Consider the following 16,972-nt stretch of genomic DNA (forward strand, 5'->3'; position numbering starts at 1 on the left):
AGTACGCGGCACACGGCACACGGCACACGGCATGACCACGAGGAAGGCCAGGGAATTGGCACGGCACAAGGCGCCAGCGCGCAGACGAGAAACGATGATCATCGTGGGCGGAGGCCTCGGCGGCCTCTCCACCGGGTGCTACGCCCAGATGAACGGGTACCGCACCCAGGTCTTCGAGATGCACGAGATCCCCGGCGGCTCCTGCACCGGCTGGGACCGCAGCGACTTCACCTTCGACTGGTGCATCAGCTGGCTGCTCGGCAACGGCCCGGGCAACGAGATGTACCAGATCTGGCTGGAGCTCGGCGCCCTCCAGGGCAAGGAGATGCGGCACTTCGACGTGTTCAACATCGTCCGCGGCCGGGACGGCCGGGCGGTGCACTTCTACTCCGACCCGGACCGGCTGGAGGCCCATCTGCTGGGCATCTCGCCGGCCGACGCGAAGCCGGTCCGCGAGTTCTGCGACGGCATCCGGACGTTCCGTAAGGCGCTGGCGGTCTACCCGTTCCTCAAGCCGGTCGGGCTGATGGGGCGGATCGAGCGCTGGCGGATGCTGGCCTCCTTCCTCCCGTACTTCAACACCATCCGGAAGTCGATCACCGTCCTGATGACCGACTACTCGCAGCGCTTCCAGGACCCGCTGCTGCGCGAGGCGTTCAACTTCATCCTCTACGAGAAGCACCCGGCCTTCCCGGTGCTGCCCTTCTACTTCCAGCTGGCCTCGCACGCCAACCAGGCCGCCGGGGTGCCGGAGGGCGGTTCGCTCGCGCTGGCCCGCTCGATCGAGCAGCGGTACCGGAAGCTCGGCGGCGAGGTGACGTACAACGCCAAGGTCGAGGAGATCCTGGTCGAGGACGACCGGGCGGTGGGCGTCCGGCTGAGCGACGGGCGGGAGTTCCGCTCCGACATCGTGGTCTCCGCCGCCGACGGCCACACCACGGTGATGAAGCTGCTCAAGGGCCGCTATCTGAACGACACCTACCGCAGGCTCTACACCTCGCTGATCGACGAGCCGGGTCAGTTGTCGCCCGGCTACGTCTCGCTCTTCCTGGGCCTGCGCCGGCCCTTCCCGGAGGGCGACCCGTGCACCACCTACCTGCTGGACGAGCAGCGGGCCGCCGAGCTCACCGGCATCCGCTGCCCGAGCATGAACGTGCAGTTCCGCACCCGGCACTACCCGGAGCTGGCGCCACGGGAGTCCACCGTGGTGTTCGCCACCTACTTCTCCGACATCGACCCCTGGCGGGCGCTGCACGACGGTCCGGAGCAGTCCTCCCGGGTGCGGCGCGGCGAGGAACTGCACACGCTGCCGGTCAAGCACGGCCGGGAGTACATGGCGGCCAAGCGCAAGGTCCGCAACGGCATCGTGGCCTTCCTGGACGAGCGCTTCCCCGGTTTCAAGAGCGCCGTCGCGGTGGCGGACGTCTCGACCCCGCTCACCCAGGTCCGCTACACCGGGGTCTACGACGGGACGTTCCCGGGCTGGAACCCCTTCGTCGAGGGCAGCGAGACGGTGGAGGAGGAGATCAAGAAGAACGGTCCGGTGCTCCCCGGGCTCTCCGACTTCTACCTCTCCGGCGTCTGGGCCACCATCGGCGGCCTGATCCGGGCGGCCGCCGCCGGCCGGCACGTGATGCAGTTCATCTGCCGGGACGACGGGCGGGAGTTCCGCGCCGAGATCGACCTGAGCGCGCCGCCGCCCACCCATCTGATCCTCCCCGTCGGCCGGCCGCCGAAGCAGCAGACCGGGCCGGTCGAGGAGATCCCGTCCACCAGTACCGTTTCGACAGGGGCCCTGGCATGAAGCTCGAGAAGTGGGTGGTCCGCGAGCACCTCGACGGGGTGCCGGACGTCAACCGGATCTACCGGAAGGTGGTCGAGGAGGTCGACGTCAGCCTCCGGCCCGACGAGATGCTCTTCCGGACCAGGTACGTCTCGGTCGACCCGTACCAGAACGGCCTCGCGCTGGAGACGCCGATCGGCCACCACATGGGCGCGGACTCGATCATGGAGGTGCTGGAGGCCGGTCCGGAGGCGGCCTTCCAGGTCGGCGACCTCGTCCAGGGCTTCGGCGGCTGGCGCAGCCACGTCGTCCACAACGGCGCCGAGGAGCTGTGGAAGACCGGCGTCTTCCCGATGCTCTTCCCCGCCTACCGCCGGCTCGACCCGGCCCGGTACGACGAGCGGCTGCCGCTCTCCACGGCGCTCGGCGTCATGGGCGCGCCCGGGATGACGGCCTGGGGCACGCTGACGAAGTTCCTGGAGGTGCGGCCGGGCGACACCGTGGTGATCAGCGGTGCCTCCGGCGCGATCGGCACCCTGGTGGGCCAGTTGGCCAGGCGCGCGGGCGCCGGCCGGGTGGTCGGCACCACCGCCTCGGCGGGCAAGGCCGCGTACCTGAAGGAGCTCGGCTTCGACGACGTGGTGCTCTACGACCAGGCGGACGACGCCGAGAAGGTCCGCGCGGCGCTGCTGCTCGCCGCCCCGGACGGGGTCGACCGCTACTTCGACAACCTCGGCGGCAGCGTCACCGACGCGGTGTTCACCATGCTCAACGTGGACAGCCGGGTGGCGGTCTGCTGGCAGTGGGCGACCACGGTGAACGGGGAGCTGACCGGGCCCCGGCTGCTGCCGTACATCATGTTCCCGCGCACCACCATCCGCGGGATCTTCGCCCAGGAGTGGTTCGACGAGCCGCAGTTGGCGGCGATGCACGCGGACCTCGGCGAGCTGGTCCGGCGCGGCGAGATCCGCTACCACGAGACCGTGCACAAGGGCTTCGACGAGATCCCGAAGGCCTACCGGAGCCTCTACGTCGACCGGGAGGCGAACCGGGGCAAGGTGCTGGTCGAGGTGTGAGGGCCCCGGCCGGGTGAGCCCCGCCGGGTGAGCCCCGCCGGGTGAGCCCCACCGGGCTCACCCGGCGATCACTCCGGGGTCACTCGTCGTCGAGGTCCAGGCCGCCCGGGTCGCTGCCGTCCGGGGTGCCGCTGAGCGCGTACCCCTGGCGGCGCGCCTCGTAGCAGGCCACCGTGGCGGCGGCGGAGACGTTGAGCGAGCCGACGCGGCCGAGCTGCGGGACGAACACCACCTGATCGCAGAGCGCGAGCGCGTCGGGGGTGATGCCGCGGTCCTCGTGGCCCAGCACGAAGGCCACGGCCGGGGTCAGCTCGGCGGCGAACATCGGCACCGCCTCGTCCGCCAGCTCCAGGCCGACCACCTTGAAGCCGTCCGCCTTGGCGGCGGCGACGGCCTCGGCGACGGTGGGGAAGTGCTCCACCTTGAGGTACTTGTCGGTGCCCATCGCGGCCTTCTGGGCGCCGGAGGAGCGGACCGACGGGGTGTCGCCGGTGAGGTACAGCTTCTCCGCGCCCATCGCGGCACCGGTCCGGACGACCGAGCCGACGTTGAACGGCGACTGGAGGTTCTCCAGGATCAGCGCGAGCCGGAACTCGTTGCTGCGCCGCCACTGGCGGTGCAAGCGCTTCAGTTCGGTCCCGCGGAGCTGCTTCACGACGTCGTACCTCGTCCACTCTCGGGGCCCTCGCCCTCCGGGCGGGGCCGCGCTTCCAGAATCCGGAACCCGTTGACCGACGTCACGCGGGTGGTCGGGTAGCCCTGGTCGTTCAGCCACTTCTGCAGCGAGTCCGAGCCCAGGTGCTTCTGGACCACCAGGAACGCCGAGCCGTCCGGGGTGAGCCGGCCGAGCCACTGGTGCAGCAGCCGGCGCAGTTCGCCCTTGCCGACCCGGATCGGCGGGTTGGAGTAGATCGCCGCGAACCGCTGGTCCTCGGGGACGTCCTCCGGCAGCGCGGCCTGCACGTTGCCCAGGCCGAGCGCCTCCGCGTTGAGCCGGACCAGCTCCAGCGCGCGGGTGTTCACGTCCACCGCCCAGACCGGCAGCCGCTTGCGCCTGGTCGCCCAGGTCAGCGCGATCGGGCCGTAGCCGCAGCCGACGTCCAGGATCGGGCCGCGGACCCGGGGCGGCGGCGCGTGCTCCAGCAGGATCCGGGTGCCCGGGTCGAGCCGGCTGCGGGAGAACACACCGGCGTCGGTGGTCAGTTCCAGGGTGACGTCCGGCAGGCTGACCGTGATCGGACGGCGCTCGCTGGCGACCTCGGGTGCACTGGTGAAGTAGTGCGAGCCGGACATGATTTCCCCGTCGTTCGTAAGGGCTTCGGGGCCACCGGGTGGGTGAGGGTAAGCCCTGCTGGTACGGCACTGATCGTACCCCCGGCGGCCGGGCACCCGTTTTGCGCGCCGGTGGCCGGGCAGGCGGGAGGCCGGTCCGCAGGCCGCGGACCGGGACCGGACAACACGCCGAAGGCCCGGTGGCGCATCGCGTCCGGGCGGCCCTCGGCGGATACTTCCAGTACCCCAACGGGCCCCGTGGGAGCCTCCGAGCAGCAAGGACGGACGCCATGCCGCAGAATCACGAGGACTACCTGGACGAGGTCGCCGAGGCGGTCGAGCCGGACGACGAGGCGGACGAGGGCGACGAGTACGACGAGCTGGCCGAGCGGCGGGCGCTCGGCGCCGATCCGGCCACCGAGGTCGCGGACGTCGCCGAGCAGAGCCGGGTCGTCGAGCTCGACGAGGACGAGTACCGGGAGTAGCGGCACCGCGCCCCCGCCGGCGTCACTGCCCCGCCGCCACAGCGCTCCGCCGCTACGGCGCTTGCGGCGCTCCCCGCCGCTACGGCGGCTACAGCGCCCCGCGCCGTTGCAGCCAGGCGAAGGCCGCCCAGCCCGGCAGCACCGGCAGCACCAGGGTGAGCAGGCGGTAGAGCGCGACGGCCGCCAGCGCGCCGCCCTCCTCCATCGAGGCGGTGTGCTCCAGCAGTGTCACCAGCGCGCTGTCCACGGCGCCGGCCCCGCCCGGGGTCGGCGCCGCGTTGCCGACCGCGTTGCCGATCAGGAAGACCACCGCGACCGAGGCGAAGGCCGGCTCCCGGCCGACCGCCCGGACGCAGCAGTACAGGCAGGCGACCAGACAGAGCGAGACCAGCAACTGCCCGGTCACGCCGACGGCCAGCCGGCCCGGGCTGCGCAGCAGCTCCAGCAGCCGGGGCAGCACCTCGGAGGTCAGCGGCCGCAGCCGGGCGGCCAGCCAGCGGCGGGCCGGCGGCACGGCGGAGACCCCGGCCAGCAGCGCCGCCGCGCCGGCCAGGCCGCTCACCACGGCCGGCAGCGCGTCCAGCTCGGAGCCACCGGGCTCCAGGTCCAGCAGGTAGACGAAGGCACCGAGCTGGAGCAGGTGCAGCACCAGGCCGAAGAGCTGGCCGACGCCGACGCTGGACAGCGCCTGGGCGGTCGGGATGCCGGCCCGCTGGAGGAAGCGGGTGTTCAGGGCGACCCCGCCGACGCCGCCCGGCGAGACCAGCTTGACGAAGGAGCCGGCCAGCTGGGCGAGCACGGCGTTGCGGAAGTCCAGCCGCTCGGGGACGAAGCCGACGAAGCCCATCGCGGCGGTGAAGTGGCTGGCGGCCGCGGCCAGCACGGCGAGGGCCAGCCAGAGCGGGTCGGCGTCGCCCAGCGCGGCGATCGGGTTCTGCTCGGAGGCGAAGAGCTGCGGCAGCAGCAGCCAGCCGGCGACCACGCCGCCGCCCACGGCCAGCAGCGTCCGGGGCCGCAGGCGCTCCACCTTCACCGCTCGGACGGGTGCCTGCGGCTGGGTCCGCAGGACTTCGGCGCGGATCGCGTCCAGCAGCTCGCCGGGCGGCGCGGGGGCGGGCGCCCGGCCGGCGGCGGTCGCGCCGGGAGCCCTGGGAGCGCCGGGAGCGCCGGGAGCGCCGGGAGCGCCGGGAGCGCCGGGAGCGCCGGGGGCCGCCGGGGCGAGGGCGGCGCAGTGCGCCCGGGCGGTCTGCTTGAGCGCGGTCCGGGTGGTGCGGGCCAGGGCGATCGGCTGCAGCAGCGGCAGGGCCGCGCCGACGGCGTCCGGCCCGAGCACCGCGACCGCGCTGCGCACCGACCGCTCGGCACCGACCCGCAGGGCGAGCGTGGTGAGCAGCTGGGCGATGTCGCAGCGCAGCACCAGCTCGCTCGCCGCGATGTCGCCGTCCGCGAGGTCCACCAGGTGCACCGCGCCGGCCCGGTCGACCAGGAGCGAGGAGGGGACGAGGGCCCGGTGCGAGATCTCCCGCCGCTGGAGCAGGGCGAGCTGGGACCAGGCGTCGGCGAGCAGCTGGTCGGTCAGCTCGTCGGTGGCGAGCTGGTCCAGGGTGCGGCCGGGCAGGTACTCGTACGCGACCAGGGCGCTGTCCCGGCCGAGCCCGGCGGTGGCGGCGATCCGGCGGGTGCGGACGCCGGCGGCGACGGCGGCGTAGGAGACCAGGGCCTCGTGCTCCAGCCCGGTGCGCAGCGAGCGCAGCGCGCGGGGGTGCGGGGCGGTGCGCAGCCGTAGCCGGCGCCAGGCGCGCTGGACCAGGGCGGCGGTGACGGCCTGCCGGTCGAGCAGCTGGACGTCGAGGTCGGGGCGGTCGGCCTCCTGGCGGACCAGGTAGCGGTCCGGCCCGGCGGGGTGGGCGGCGACGGGGCGCAGGCCCGCCTCGCGCAGGCTCTGCAGGAGCTGGGCGGGCCGGGGCCGGGGGTCGGGGGTGCCGACGGCGTAGAGGGTGCCGTGCGCGGCCGTCCAGCCGAGCAGCAGGCCGAGCAGCAGGGCGGTCGGCGTGGCGTACCCGGCGGCCAGTCCGGCGAGGGCGGAGACCGACAGGACGATCCGGGGGACCCGGTGCTCGCGAGCGGCCGAGGCGGTCATGAAGGCGAGGACGGGGGCGAGGTAGCCGTAGACCGGTTCGGTGTGGGCGAGGCCGGCGCCGGGTAGCGGCTGGGTGAGGGCGGCGACCAGCGAGGCGGGGGCGAGCTCGTCGAGCCCGAGGTCCATGGCGACGCAGGCGCCGTAGGCGAGGACGGCGGCCAGCAGTCCGTCCGAGAGGTGCTGGAGGATGCGCCGGCGGTCTGGCACCGCCGAGAGCAGCCGGCGGACCGCCGACCAGACCGGTACCAGCAGCAGGGCGGCGGTGGAGAGCCCGCCCGCCAGCGCGGCCAGCGGGCGGGGCACCAGCCGGGCGGCCTGGGCGACGTCGGCGGCGATGCCGCTGGTGGTGGCGCGGGCGTAGTCGGCGAGCAGCAGGGTCAGCGCGATCGTGGCGAGGCCGACGAGCAGCCGGATCAGCGCCACCGGCTGGCGGACCCGGCCGGCGGCGGCGGGGCCGGGCGTACCGGGCCGGGCCGCCGGTATGTCTGGCGGGAACGCGGGACCGGCCGGGCCGGGCGCGGTGGCCTGCCCGGAGAGAGCGGTCGGTCCGGGGACGGCGGGCTCGGTGACCCCGGCCTGCCCCGGGGCACGGTCCGGCCCCGGCGTACCGGTGGGCCCGGGCGGGCCGCCCGCCCGGGCACCGCCGGTGTCGCTGTTCGTACTCCCCGCCACGATCGCCACGGTTGGCATGCTCCCACGACGGCCCGCCGCCCGGTGGGGGAACCCGGGCGGGGCCGCCGACGGCTCAGGCCTGCCGGGTCGGCAGGGCGACCAGGTGGCGGAGGTTGACGTGCCGGGGGCGGGTGACGGTGTAGGCGATCAGGTCGGCGATGTCCTCGGAGGTCATCGCCGGGATCGCGGCGAACATCCCGCCCAGCTGCTCGCGCAGCGCGGGGTTGTCGATGTGCCCGGCCAGCTCGGTGTCGGTCAGCCCGGGCTCGACGGTGCTGACCCGGACGTCGCGCGGGCCCAGCTCGGTGCGGAGCGCGGCGGAGAGCTGGGTGACGGCGGCCTTGGTGGCCCCGTACACGGCGTAGTCGGGGAAGACGACGTGCGAGGCGATGGAGGAGACGTTGACGAGGTCGGCGGTGCGGCCCTCGCCGGCGGCCGCGGTGAGGTCCGCGGTGAAGGCGCGCAGGATCCGCAGCACACCGGTGAGGTTGGTGTCGATCATGCGGGTCCACTCGTCGAGCCGGCCGTCGGCGACGGGGTTGGGCAGCATCACGCCCGCGTTGTTGACGACCAGGTCGACCGCGCCGTAGGCGTCGTGGACGGCCTTGACGGCGGCGTCCACCGAGGCCTGGTCGGTGAGGTCGGTGGTGACGGCGAGCGCCTGGCCGCCGGCCGAGGCGATCTCGGCGGCGAGCGCGTCCAGCCGCTCCGTGCGGCGGGCCAGCAGGGCGACCCGGGCGCCGCCCGCGGCGAGCAGGCGGGCGGTGGCCTCACCGATGCCGCTGGCGGCTCCGGTGACGACGGCGGTACGGGTGGCCAGGGCGGCGTAGCTCATGAGGTCCTGCCTTCGTGGTCCTTGCGGTCGGGCTGACGGGACCACTCTGCGCGGGCCCGGGCGGGCCATCCAGGGCCACCGATGTCCTGGGAAAGCGCAACCCGGGGACAGCCTTTCCCGGGACCACGGTTCCTGGTACCGCCTTTCCTGGGTAAGGCCGTACCACCCTCGCGGCACGCGGCCGCGGCTACGCTGCGGGCATGGAGAACACCGTCGGGGACTTCCTCCGCTCGCGCCGGGCCCGGATCCAGCCCGAGGAGGTGGGCCTGCCCTCGCACGGCCGCCGCCGGGTGCAGGGCCTGCGCCGCGAGGAGGTCGCGCAGCTCGCCGGGGTCAGCGTCGACTACTACGTCCGGCTTGAGCAGGGCCGGGGCGGCAGCGCCTCCGACGCGGTACTGGCCGCGGTGGCCCGGGTGTTGCGGCTGGACGACGTGGAGGCCGCGCACCTGCGCGCTCTGGCCCGCCCGGCGCGCCCGGCCACGACGGCCGGCGGCGGGCGGGCGGTCCGCGAAGGCACCCGGCTGCTGCTGGACCTGATGGCCGGGGTGCCGGCCTTCGTCCTCGGCCGCCGGATGGACGTGCTCGCCTGGAACGCCCTCGGTGACGCCGTGCAGGGCTACTCGGCCACCCCGCCGGACCGGCGCAACGCCGCCCGGTACGCCTTCCTCGATCCGGCGGCGCGGGAGTTCTACCCGCAGTGGGACGCGGTGGCGGCCGAGACGGTCGCCTATCTGCGGCTGGACGCCGGCCGGCACCCCGAGGACGCCAAGCTGGCCGCACTGGTGGGCGAACTCTCCGTGCGCAGCGAGGAGTTCCGCCGGCTCTGGGCGGACCACCTGGTGAAGCAGAAGACCCACGGCGTCAAGCTGATCCACCATCCGCTGGTCGGCGAACTCGACTTCGGCTACGAGACCTTGAGCGTCAACGGCTCGCCCGACCAGCTGCTGGTCGCCTACACCGCCCCGCCGGGCTCGCCGACCGCGCAGAAGCTCGCGATGCTGGCGAGCTGGACGGCCCCGGGGGAGCGGGTCCCCGCGGAGTGAGCCCGCCGTGTGACGCGGGCCCGCGTCACACGGCGTGGCCGCCGCACGGCCGGGCAGCAGACGACGGGCAGCAGACGGCCGGGCGGGAGACGGCCGGGTGCGGCCCGGCTCGGGCGTGTCTTGGGCGCCCGCCCGGGGCTGCCGTCACTACTCTGCGTGCATGAGCTCCTGCGAAGACCTCGCCACGGCACCCCAGGACATCGCGCCCCTGCCACCGCCCGACGGCTGTGCCGACTGCCTGGCCGCGGGCAACCGGGACTGGGTGCACCTACGGCTCTGCCTGGACTGCGGGCACATCGGCTGCTGCGACTTCTCACCGGGGAAGCACGCCACCGCGCACTTCCACAACAGCTCCCACCCGGTCATCCGCTCGTACGAGCCGGGGGAGGACTGGCGCTGGTGCTTCGTCCACGAGGTCATGGGCTGAGCCCAACCGCCCCCGCCCCACCCGTACCGCCCCCGCCCCGCCCGTACCGGCACCGCCCCGCCGGCACCGGCTCGCGCGGACGTCGCCGGCCGTCCGGATGTGTAATCCTGCCCAATCCCGGACATAACGCCCGTGCGGCCCTCCCGGTCGACGCCCCTCGTGGGCCGGTGACCGCCGAAGGGAGGTCGATGATGACCAAGCGAACGCCGAGCGGCACCGACAAGCTCCGCCGGGGCACTCAGGAGCTGCTGGAGCGCCGGGGCATGGCGATGACCCCGAAGCCGCTCCCCCCGAGGCTCGGCACCCGTGCCCCGTCCGCCGCCGGGTCCGGCTCCGACGGGGCCTTCCGGCACGGCGGCCGGGACGTCGGGACGACGGCCATGCACTCCGCCCCCGCGATGCACGCCGAACTCAAGGGCCACCGCCACCGCGGCGCGGAGAAGCACTCCGCGCACTGAGCGGGACGCCTTTCGTCAGGGGGCGGGCGCCGAATGCGGCGCCCGCCCCCTGACGTGTGCCCGGGAGCGTCCCCGAACCGTCTCGGGGTCGCCTCCGGGGCAGCTGGGGGCCCGTCCCGGATGGCCGGTGCGCCGCGCTCCCGAAGACTCGTTCCCGGGTGGACCGCCACCCGCTGGGAGAGCGTCACCCGCCGGACGAGCCGCACTTGGAGCGCAAGCCGATGAAGACCCCCGTACGCGACCGCCGTTGGAACACCCTCGCCGTCTCCGGCGCGCTGCTGGTGGCCGCCGTCGCGGGCATCGCGACGCCCGCCCTGGCGGCCGACCGCCCGACGGACAGCGCGAGTTCGGCCGCCGCCGTCCGTCTGGCCGGGCCGCCGGACGGCGCGGCACTGGCGCGGACGCTCGCCGACCTGCCGACCGGGGGCGTCACCGGCGCGCTGGTCCGGGTCGGCGGCCGGGGCGGCCAGTGGTCCGGCACGGCGGGGGCCGGGGTGTCGGCGGACGCCCGCTTCCGGATCGGCAGCATCTCCAAGGTCTTCACCGCCACCGTGGTGCTCCAGCTCGCCGCCGAGCGGCGGATCGACCTGGACGGCACCGTCCAGCACTACCTGCCGGGGCTGCTGCCGGCCTCCTACCCGCCGGTCACCGTGGGCCAGTTGCTCGACCACACCAGCGGGCTGCCGGGCGGCGGCGGTCTGACCTCGGGGGACGGCACGGAGAGCTGGTTCGCCGCGCACAAGGCCGACTCCTGGACGCCCGCCCAGGTGGTCGCGGACGCCGTCGCGCAGCCGATGGGCTTCGCGCCGGGCACCGCGCAGCAGTACAACGGCATCAACACCTTCATCGCCGGGATGCTGGTCGAGAAGGTCACCGGCCGGACCTTCGCCCGCGAGGTGCAGACCAGGATCGCCCGGCCGCTGGGCCTGCGCGACACCGTCGTCCCGGACCGCGACGACCTCGCGCTGCCCGCCCCGCATGCTCCCGCGTGGGTGGACGTCACCGGCCCGGACGGCGTCCGGCAGCGGGTGGACGTGACCGGGCAGAGCCCCTGGCCGTGGGCGGAGGGCGGCATGGTCTCCTCGGCCGCCGACCTGGACCGCTTCATGACGGCGCTGCTGCGCGGCCGGCTGCTGCCGCCCGCCCAGCAGGCCGAGCTGTTCGACGTGCCGGACGTGCCCAACCACCGGAACAAGAACTGCGAGATCGGTCCGACCGCCGGTCACGCCTGCTTCAGCAAGGGCCTGATGAGCGCCACCCTGCCCAACGGCGTCCAGGTCTGGGGCAAGACCGGCTCCCGGCCCGGGTACACCAGCGGGGTGTTCGCCACCAAGGACCTCGGCCGCAAGGTGGTCTACTCGATCAACCCGACCGGTCTGTCCGGTGCGGAGTTCCCGAAGGTCTGGCAGATCGTGACCACCTCCTTCGACTCGGCCCAGGAGTACCCGACGGCGGGGTGACCGGAAGGGGGCGGCCCGGGTTGTCAGTGCCCTGCGGTACGTTCACCGTGATCTCTGGCGAGGCGAGGACACGGGGGCGCGCGATGGCCGACCTGATGACGGACGAGCCGGTCGAGCCGGTCGAGCTCCAGCTGGAGCGGTACCGGACGGAGCTGACCGGCTACTGCTACCGCATGCTCGGCTCGGTCTTCGAGGCCGAGGACGCGGTGCAGGAGACGATGGTCCGCGCCTGGCGCGGCCACCGGGGCTTCGAGGGCCGGTCCGCGCTGCGCTCCTGGCTGTACCGGATCGCCACCAACGTCTGCCTGGACGCGCTGAACGGCCGCAACGGCCGAGCCCGTCCGATGGACCTCACCGGGCCGTCCACCGTGGCCACCGCCACCGAGGCGCAACTGCCCGAGGTGACGTGGATCGGGCCGGCGCCGGACGGCCGGATCCTGCCCGAGACGGGGGACCCGGCCGAGGTGGCCGCCCAGCGCGACTCCGTGCGGCTGGCGTTCGTGTCGGTGCTGCAGCGGCTCGCGCCCCGGCAGCGGGCGGTGCTGATCCTGCGGGAGGTGCTGGGCTGGAAGGCGGCCGAGGTCGCCGAGCTGCTCGGGGTCACCGTCGCCTCGGTCAACAGCGCGCTCCAGCGGGCCCGGGCGGTGCTCGCGGCGGACGCCTCGGCCGCCCGTCCGGCGCCCGCGCTGGACGACGACCACCGCGCGCTGCTGGCCCGCTACGTCAGCGCCTTCGAGGCGTACGACATGGACGGCTTGGCCGCGCTGCTGCACGAGGACGTCACGCTCAACATGCCGCCGTACGAGCTGTGGCTGACCGGGCACGCCGACATCCGCGAGTGGATGCTGGGCCCCGGCCACGGATGTCGGGGTTCGCGGCTCGTTCCGGTGGAGGCCAACGGCAGTCCGGCGTTCGGCCAGTACCGGCCGAGCCCGGCGGGCGGGCACGAGCCGTGGGCGCTGATCGTGCTGGAGGTGTCAGCGGGCCGGATCACCGGTCTCACCAACTTCCTGGACACCGACACGCTCTTCCCGCTCTTCGGTCTCCCGCCCCGGCTGGACGGGTAGCGCCCCGGCGACCGGCAGGGCGCCGGCCAGGCCGCTGAACGCGAGCAACTCCCGCAGGGGGCCGCTCGCGTTCAGCAGTACCACCCGCACACCGTGGCGCCCGGTGGCGAGCCGGAGCCGGGCGAGGGCGTCGACCACCGCCAGGTCGGGGGTGGTGAGGGCGCCGACGTCGCAGGTCAGCGTTGGGCGGGTGGGGGGTTCGCGGTGGGTGTGGTGAGGGCTGTTCGGGTGAGTGTCCATGCAGGGCAGACCGTGCGGGCGGTCCCGGCTCATCGGCCTGCGGCGAGGTTCCTGGAGCAGGCGGCGGCGAAGTCTCTCGGAGAAGTTCGGAAAAGTCTCCGGTGGAGCGATGAGTTCCGCGGCCGGCCCCGGTCTACCCCTGTGAAAGCGACGCACCGCGGAAGCCCCGCACCGCGGAAGCACCGCACCGCACCACGACCACGACCACGACCACGGAGGACACACCATGAGCGAGAACCTCGGCGAGCTGACCATCACCCGCGAGCTGCCCGCCACCCCGGCGGTCGTCTTCCGGGCGTACACCGAGCCGGAGCGGTTCGTCCGCTTCTGGGGCCCGGTCGGCACCCACGTCCCGCTGGACACCGTGACCATCGAGCCGAAGGTTGGCGGGCGCTACGACAGCACCATGGTCATCGACGCGACCGGGGAGCGCTATCCGCTGCGGGGCGAGATCATCGACATCCGGCCCGGAGAGCTGCTGGCCTTCCAGGAGGAGGGCGTCGGGCTGCGCTCCAGCCTCACCCTCACGGACCTCGGCGACGGCCGGACCGAGGCCGTCCTGCACCAGACCGACGCACCGGACTTCTACTGCGGTCCCGAGGCGCGGGCGGGCCTCAACTCCAGCTTCGACCGCCTGGTCGAGTACCTCCTGGGCCAGGCCTGACCGGCCGGGCGCGGGGAGCGGCAGTGGTGGCAGAGTGGGGCGCAGTGATCCCCGCGCCGTAGGAGGCCCGCTGTGTCGGCTGAGCCCTTGAAGTCCCGCGATGAGTGGCTGGCGTCGCTGCCGCGGATCTACGCGGCCGCCGGCTGCGTGCTGCGGGACGAGTCCGGCCGGATCCTGATCGTGAAGGCCGGGTACCGGGAGCACTGGCAGTTCCCGGGCGGCACGATCGACCGCGGCGAGGGTCCGGTCGCGTGCGCCGAGCGGGAGCTGACCGAGGAGACCGGGCTGGTCCGCCCGGCCGGCGAGCTGCTCGTCATCTCCTGGACCCACCCCTCGGACGAACTCGACCACCCGGCCGAGCACTTCCTGTTCGACTTCGGCACCGTCCCGGACGGCACCCCCGTGACCGTCCCGGCCGGCGAACTGGACGACCACCGCTGGGCGACCGATCAGGAGGCGCTCGAACTCCTCGGTCCGGCCCGTTCGTTGCGCCTTCGGGCGGCGATGGAGGCGGCTGCCGACGGGCGGGTGCGGATCATCTCCACGCCCATCTCCGGCTTCTGAGCGGTCGGGGGCCCCGGCGGGCCGGAGCCCCCGACGGGCGGGTCACTCCGGCGAGCCGGTGGTCGCCGCGATGAGGGCCGTGACGGCCTCCGAGGTGAAGTTCTCGACCTCGGCCTTGGCCACGCCGAGGTCGGCCAGCGGTCCGGTGCCGTCGGCCTGCTCCAGCAGCGCCAGCAGGATGTGTTCCGTGCCGACGTAGTTGTGGCCCAGCTTGAGCGCCTCCCGGAAGGTCAGCTCCAGCACCTTCTTGCCCTCGGTGTCGTAGGGGATGAGCCCGGGCACCTCCTCGACGGCGGCCGGCAGGGCGGCGGTGGAGGCCTCCCGGACGGCTGCCGGGGTGACGCCCTGGGCGGCCAGCGCCTTGACCGCCAGGCCCTCCGGCTCGACCAGCAGGCCGAGCAGCAGGTGCACGGTGCCGATCTCGGCGTTGCCCGCCGTCCGGGCCTCCTCCTGGGAGGCCATCACGACGTGCCGGGCCCGGGGGGTGAAGCGGCTGAAGCCCTGGCTCGGGTCGAGGTCCGAGGGCGCGCCCGGGTCCTTGGGGACGAACCGCTTCTGGGCGGCCTGCTTGCTGACGCCCATGCTGCGGCCGATGTCGGTCCAGGACGCGCCGGAGCGGCGGGCCTGGTCGACGAAGTGGCCGATGAGGTGGTCGGCCAGCTCACCGAGGGCGTCGGCGGCGATGACCGCGTCGGAGAGCTGGTCCAGCGCGTCGGAGTGGACCTTCTTGATCGCGTCGATCAGGTCGTCGAGGCGCATCGGTGTGGTCTTGGGAACAACGGGATTCTCCATGCGTCAACCGTAGGTTGTCGACCCGAAGGTCGTCAACCATCGGTTGACGATTGGGCGAGTTGGCCCCGACCGGCCCCGCTCAGCCGGACTTCTCCCAGACGTACGCGGCCGAGACCGGGTGGCTGCGGTACTTCTCCCACTTGGGCTTCAGTGCGATCCACGCGTCGTCGACCACCGCCTCGGCCATCTCGGCCAGCCGCCAGCCGGCCGCCAGTCCGGCGCTCAGGTGGTCGGAGACCAGGTGGACGTGGGTGGTGATGGCGACGTCGGCACCGGCGGCGCTCGTGAAGTGGGTCGGCATGCCGGCCGCCATGATGAAGTACGGGTGCAGACCGACCAGGACGCAGCGCCCGCCCGGGCGGGCCAGCCGGAAGGCCTCCCGGTAGAGCGGGCCGAGGTCGGCCAGGTGCTCGTCGATCAGCGAGGAGATCACCAGGTCGTAGCCGCCGCCGGGCAGTCCGGTGGCGGCGACGTCGGCCTCGGTCAGAGTGTCGTGGACGGCCTTGCCCTTGGCGACCGCCAGCATCTCGGGGGTGAGGTCCACGCCGTCCAGGACCAGGCCGTCGGCGGCCTTCCCGCGCAGCCAGACGCCGGTGCGCCCGGTGCCGCAGCCGAGGTCGGCCGCGCGGGTCACCTCCGCCCAGTCGGGGGTCGCGAGCCGCTCCAGCACCGCGAGGTCCATGGCGTCCTCGACCGTTCTCTCGTACGTCTCCACCCACTGGGCGTAGCCCGTACGGACGTCCACGGTCGGGTAGTTGCGGGTATCGAAGTCGGAGAAGCGCACCATGGCGCGAGTATCTCCGCCCGGGGCGAACGACCGCGAACGATTTACCGCACCCGGCCGGCGCACCCCGCTCCGCGCACCCCGCTCCGCGCACCCGCGGCCCGCCCACCCCGTGCGTTCAGAGGGACAGTTTGAACCCGTCGTGGCTGCGCGCGAAGCCGAGCGAGGCGTAGAAGCGGTGCGCCTCGGTGCGGCGCTTGTGGCTGGTGAGCTGGACCAGCGTGCAGCCCCGCCCGCGCGCCCGCTCGACGGCCCGGGTCAGCAGGTCCCGCCCGAGGCCGCCGCCCCGGCGGTCCGCGCGCACCCGGACGGCCTCGATCAGGGCGCGCTCCTCGCCGCGTCGGCCGAGACCGGGGATGTAGGTGAGCTGGAGGCAGCCGAGCACCGTCCCGTCGCCCTCGTCGAGCACCAGCAACTCGTTGCGGGCGTCCGTGTCCACCGCGGCGAACGCGCGGGCGTAGGCTTCGTCGACCTGCACGGTGGCGGGGTCGGTCACCCCGTCCTCGTCGGTGAGCAGCGCGATGACGGCGGGCAGGTCCTGGCGGGTCGCGGTTCGGAGGTTCACGCCCGGAGTCTGCCAGAGCGGGCGGCGGCGACGACCCTGGGAGGGGCATGCGCATAGTCACGCTTCCGGAGACCGCCGTGCCGGACGAACTCAAGCTCCAGGTGGCCGGGTTGCAGGAGCAGGCCTGGCCAGGGCCGCCGGCGCCGTCCACCGCTCCGGTGCACGACCCGGCGCTGCGCCCGGTGTCGATGCTGCTGCTGGACGGCGGCCGGGTGGTCGCCGCGCTCGACGTGCTCTCCAAGCGGCTGGAGCACGCCGGGCGGACGTACGCGGCGTGCGGGCTGAGCGCCGTGGTCACCGACCGGGTGGAGCGCGGCCGCGGGTACGGGCGCCGGCTGGTCGCGGCCGCCCGCGTCCTCGTCGAGGAGGGCGGCGCGGACCTCGGGCTCTTCACCTGCGACCGGGTGCTCCGGCACTTCTACGAAGGGGCCGGCTGGGAGCTGCTGCCGGGCGCGGTGCTGGTCGGCGGGACGCCCGAACTGCCTTTCCCCAGCGACCGGGAGGGCTTCGACAAGGTGACCATGGCGGGCTTCTTCACGGAGCGCGCCCGCCGGCACCGGGCGGACTTCCCGGGCAGCCGGATCGCCCTCCACCCGGGTGAGATCGACCGGCTCTGGTAGCGGAGCGGCCGTAGCGGGCGGAGCG

19 protein-coding genes are annotated in these 16,972 nt (G+C 74.0%); 11 read left to right on the forward strand and 8 right to left on the reverse strand.

Annotated features, from left to right (window positions below; genetic code table 11):
- The first annotated feature begins 94 nt into the window (after nt 1-94).
- Both ABZ495_RS02460 and ABZ495_RS02465 read left to right on the forward strand, forming a co-directional pair.
- Nucleotides 95-1,804: an NAD(P)/FAD-dependent oxidoreductase gene (locus tag ABZ495_RS02460; RefSeq protein WP_359834046.1), complete on the forward strand. Its 1,710-nt coding sequence runs from the start codon at nt 95-97 to the stop codon at nt 1,802-1,804.
- Nucleotides 1,801-2,859 (forward strand): NADP-dependent oxidoreductase, encoded by a 1,059-nt coding sequence (locus ABZ495_RS02465; RefSeq protein WP_359834048.1) that lies wholly within the window; start codon nt 1,801-1,803, stop codon nt 2,857-2,859. The genes ABZ495_RS02460 and ABZ495_RS02465 overlap by 4 nt, the downstream gene beginning before the upstream one ends.
- 79 nt (nt 2,860-2,938) lie before the next feature.
- Here the strand turns inward: ABZ495_RS02465 and ABZ495_RS02470 are convergent, their stop codons facing one another.
- Both ABZ495_RS02470 and ABZ495_RS02475 read right to left on the reverse strand, forming a co-directional pair.
- Nucleotides 2,939-3,514 carry a TrmH family RNA methyltransferase gene (locus ABZ495_RS02470; protein WP_329488480.1) on the reverse strand — a complete coding sequence of 192 codons (576 nt, stop codon included), beginning with the start codon at nt 3,512-3,514 and terminating at the stop codon, nt 2,939-2,941.
- Nucleotides 3,511-4,152, reverse strand: a complete 642-nt coding sequence (locus tag ABZ495_RS02475; RefSeq protein WP_359834049.1) for a methyltransferase — start codon at nt 4,150-4,152, stop codon at nt 3,511-3,513. Before ABZ495_RS02475 ends, ABZ495_RS02470 begins: the two co-directional genes overlap by 4 nt.
- 269 nt (nt 4,153-4,421) lie before the next feature.
- Between ABZ495_RS02475 and ABZ495_RS02480 the strand changes: the two genes are divergently transcribed.
- Nucleotides 4,422-4,616: a hypothetical protein gene (locus tag ABZ495_RS02480; RefSeq protein ID WP_329488477.1), complete on the forward strand. Its 195-nt coding sequence runs from the start codon at nt 4,422-4,424 to the stop codon at nt 4,614-4,616.
- Between the two features lie 88 nt (nt 4,617-4,704).
- Here ABZ495_RS02480 and ABZ495_RS02485 read toward each other — a convergent pair whose 3' ends face one another.
- Both ABZ495_RS02485 and ABZ495_RS02490 read right to left on the reverse strand, forming a co-directional pair.
- The gene (locus ABZ495_RS02485) at nt 4,705-7,437 is read right to left on the reverse strand and encodes a lysylphosphatidylglycerol synthase transmembrane domain-containing protein (RefSeq protein WP_359834051.1); all 2,733 of its coding nucleotides are present in this window, start codon (nt 7,435-7,437) and stop codon (nt 4,705-4,707) included.
- 64 nt (nt 7,438-7,501) lie between these two features.
- Nucleotides 7,502-8,263, reverse strand: a complete 762-nt coding sequence (locus tag ABZ495_RS02490; RefSeq protein WP_329488474.1) for an SDR family oxidoreductase — start codon at nt 8,261-8,263, stop codon at nt 7,502-7,504.
- A 200-nt stretch (nt 8,264-8,463) separates the two neighbouring features.
- Here ABZ495_RS02490 and ABZ495_RS02495 point away from each other — a divergent pair, with 200 nt between their 5' ends.
- The 5 genes from ABZ495_RS02495 (at nt 8,464) to ABZ495_RS02515 (ending at nt 12,718) form a co-directional block, all read left to right on the forward strand.
- Nucleotides 8,464-9,306 (forward strand): helix-turn-helix transcriptional regulator, encoded by an 843-nt coding sequence (locus ABZ495_RS02495; protein WP_359834053.1) that lies wholly within the window; start codon nt 8,464-8,466, stop codon nt 9,304-9,306.
- Between the two features lie 160 nt (nt 9,307-9,466).
- Nucleotides 9,467-9,733 carry a UBP-type zinc finger domain-containing protein gene (locus ABZ495_RS02500; protein WP_329488471.1) on the forward strand — a complete coding sequence of 89 codons (267 nt, stop codon included), beginning with the start codon at nt 9,467-9,469 and terminating at the stop codon, nt 9,731-9,733.
- A gap of 191 nt (nt 9,734-9,924) precedes the next feature.
- A complete protein-coding gene (locus ABZ495_RS02505; RefSeq protein ID WP_329488470.1) occupies nt 9,925-10,191 on the forward strand; it encodes a hypothetical protein in 267 nt (88 codons plus the stop codon).
- A gap of 221 nt (nt 10,192-10,412) precedes the next feature.
- A complete protein-coding gene (locus ABZ495_RS02510; RefSeq protein WP_359834055.1) occupies nt 10,413-11,651 on the forward strand; it encodes a serine hydrolase domain-containing protein in 1,239 nt (412 codons plus the stop codon).
- 83 nt (nt 11,652-11,734) lie between these two features.
- The gene (locus ABZ495_RS02515) at nt 11,735-12,718 is read left to right on the forward strand and encodes a sigma-70 family RNA polymerase sigma factor (RefSeq protein ID WP_359804157.1); all 984 of its coding nucleotides are present in this window, start codon (nt 11,735-11,737) and stop codon (nt 12,716-12,718) included.
- Here ABZ495_RS02515 and ABZ495_RS02520 read toward each other — a convergent pair.
- Nucleotides 12,629-13,213, reverse strand: a complete 585-nt coding sequence (locus tag ABZ495_RS02520) for an STAS domain-containing protein (protein WP_359834057.1) — start codon at nt 13,211-13,213, stop codon at nt 12,629-12,631. The genes ABZ495_RS02515 and ABZ495_RS02520 overlap by 90 nt on opposite strands.
- On the opposite strand from ABZ495_RS02520, the gene ABZ495_RS02525 reads away from it, so the two are divergent.
- Both ABZ495_RS02525 and ABZ495_RS02530 read left to right on the forward strand, forming a co-directional pair.
- Nucleotides 13,185-13,622, forward strand: a complete 438-nt coding sequence (locus ABZ495_RS02525) for an SRPBCC domain-containing protein (protein WP_359834058.1) — start codon at nt 13,185-13,187, stop codon at nt 13,620-13,622. The genes ABZ495_RS02520 and ABZ495_RS02525 overlap by 29 nt on opposite strands.
- Before the next feature lie 87 nt (nt 13,623-13,709).
- Nucleotides 13,710-14,186, forward strand: a complete 477-nt coding sequence (locus ABZ495_RS02530) for an NUDIX hydrolase (RefSeq protein ID WP_359804159.1) — start codon at nt 13,710-13,712, stop codon at nt 14,184-14,186.
- A gap of 42 nt (nt 14,187-14,228) precedes the next feature.
- Here ABZ495_RS02530 and ABZ495_RS02535 read toward each other — a convergent pair whose 3' ends face one another.
- The 3 genes from ABZ495_RS02535 to ABZ495_RS02545 all read right to left on the reverse strand — a co-directional run bounded on the left by ABZ495_RS02535 (nt 14,229) and on the right by ABZ495_RS02545 (nt 16,327).
- Complete coding sequence (locus ABZ495_RS02535; RefSeq protein ID WP_359804160.1) at nt 14,229-14,978, reverse strand: Clp protease N-terminal domain-containing protein; 750 nt, start codon at nt 14,976-14,978, stop codon at nt 14,229-14,231.
- A gap of 79 nt (nt 14,979-15,057) precedes the next feature.
- Complete coding sequence (locus tag ABZ495_RS02540) at nt 15,058-15,765, reverse strand: class I SAM-dependent methyltransferase (RefSeq protein WP_359834059.1); 708 nt, start codon at nt 15,763-15,765, stop codon at nt 15,058-15,060.
- A gap of 115 nt (nt 15,766-15,880) precedes the next feature.
- Nucleotides 15,881-16,327, reverse strand: coding sequence for a GNAT family N-acetyltransferase (locus ABZ495_RS02545; RefSeq protein ID WP_359834061.1), 447 nt, complete (start codon nt 16,325-16,327; stop codon nt 15,881-15,883).
- Between the two features lie 47 nt (nt 16,328-16,374).
- Between ABZ495_RS02545 and ABZ495_RS02550 the strand changes: the two genes are divergently transcribed.
- On the forward strand, nt 16,375-16,947 hold the full coding sequence (locus ABZ495_RS02550; protein ID WP_359834063.1) for a GNAT family N-acetyltransferase: 573 nt from the start codon (nt 16,375-16,377) through the stop codon (nt 16,945-16,947).
- Nucleotides 16,948-16,972: the final 25 nt, after the last annotated feature.

Origin of the sequence: Kitasatospora sp. NPDC005748, from assembly GCF_040630735.1 — a bacterium.
Classification (GTDB): Bacteria; Actinomycetota; Actinomycetes; order Streptomycetales; family Streptomycetaceae; genus Kitasatospora.

What these genes read in the sequence shown, in the direction of transcription:
- ABZ495_RS02510 (WP_359834055.1), top strand. Translation starts at nt 10,413, where the DNA reads ATGAAGACCCCCGTACGCGACCGCCGTTGGAACACCCTCGCCGTCTCC.
- ABZ495_RS02495 (WP_359834053.1), top strand. Translation starts at nt 8,464, where the DNA reads ATGGAGAACACCGTCGGGGACTTCCTCCGCTCGCGCCGGGCCCGGATC.
- ABZ495_RS02490 (WP_329488474.1), bottom strand. Translation starts at nt 8,263, where the DNA reads ATGAGCTACGCCGCCCTGGCCACCCGTACCGCCGTCGTCACCGGAGCC.
- ABZ495_RS02550 (WP_359834063.1), top strand. Translation starts at nt 16,375, where the DNA reads ATGCGCATAGTCACGCTTCCGGAGACCGCCGTGCCGGACGAACTCAAG.
- ABZ495_RS02465 (WP_359834048.1), top strand. Translation starts at nt 1,801, where the DNA reads ATGAAGCTCGAGAAGTGGGTGGTCCGCGAGCACCTCGACGGGGTGCCG.
- ABZ495_RS02475 (WP_359834049.1), bottom strand. Translation starts at nt 4,152, where the DNA reads ATGTCCGGCTCGCACTACTTCACCAGTGCACCCGAGGTCGCCAGCGAG.
- ABZ495_RS02540 (WP_359834059.1), bottom strand. Translation starts at nt 15,765, where the DNA reads ATGGTGCGCTTCTCCGACTTCGATACCCGCAACTACCCGACCGTGGAC.
- ABZ495_RS02535 (WP_359804160.1), bottom strand. Translation starts at nt 14,978, where the DNA reads ATGGAGAATCCCGTTGTTCCCAAGACCACACCGATGCGCCTCGACGAC.
- ABZ495_RS02520 (WP_359834057.1), bottom strand. Translation starts at nt 13,213, where the DNA reads ATGGTCAGCTCGCCGAGGTTCTCGCTCATGGTGTGTCCTCCGTGGTCG.
- ABZ495_RS02525 (WP_359834058.1), top strand. Translation starts at nt 13,185, where the DNA reads ATGAGCGAGAACCTCGGCGAGCTGACCATCACCCGCGAGCTGCCCGCC.
- ABZ495_RS02500 (WP_329488471.1), top strand. Translation starts at nt 9,467, where the DNA reads ATGAGCTCCTGCGAAGACCTCGCCACGGCACCCCAGGACATCGCGCCC.
- ABZ495_RS02480 (WP_329488477.1), top strand. Translation starts at nt 4,422, where the DNA reads ATGCCGCAGAATCACGAGGACTACCTGGACGAGGTCGCCGAGGCGGTC.
- ABZ495_RS02460 (WP_359834046.1), top strand. Translation starts at nt 95, where the DNA reads ATGATCATCGTGGGCGGAGGCCTCGGCGGCCTCTCCACCGGGTGCTAC.
- ABZ495_RS02505 (WP_329488470.1), top strand. Translation starts at nt 9,925, where the DNA reads ATGACCAAGCGAACGCCGAGCGGCACCGACAAGCTCCGCCGGGGCACT.
- ABZ495_RS02515 (WP_359804157.1), top strand. Translation starts at nt 11,735, where the DNA reads ATGGCCGACCTGATGACGGACGAGCCGGTCGAGCCGGTCGAGCTCCAG.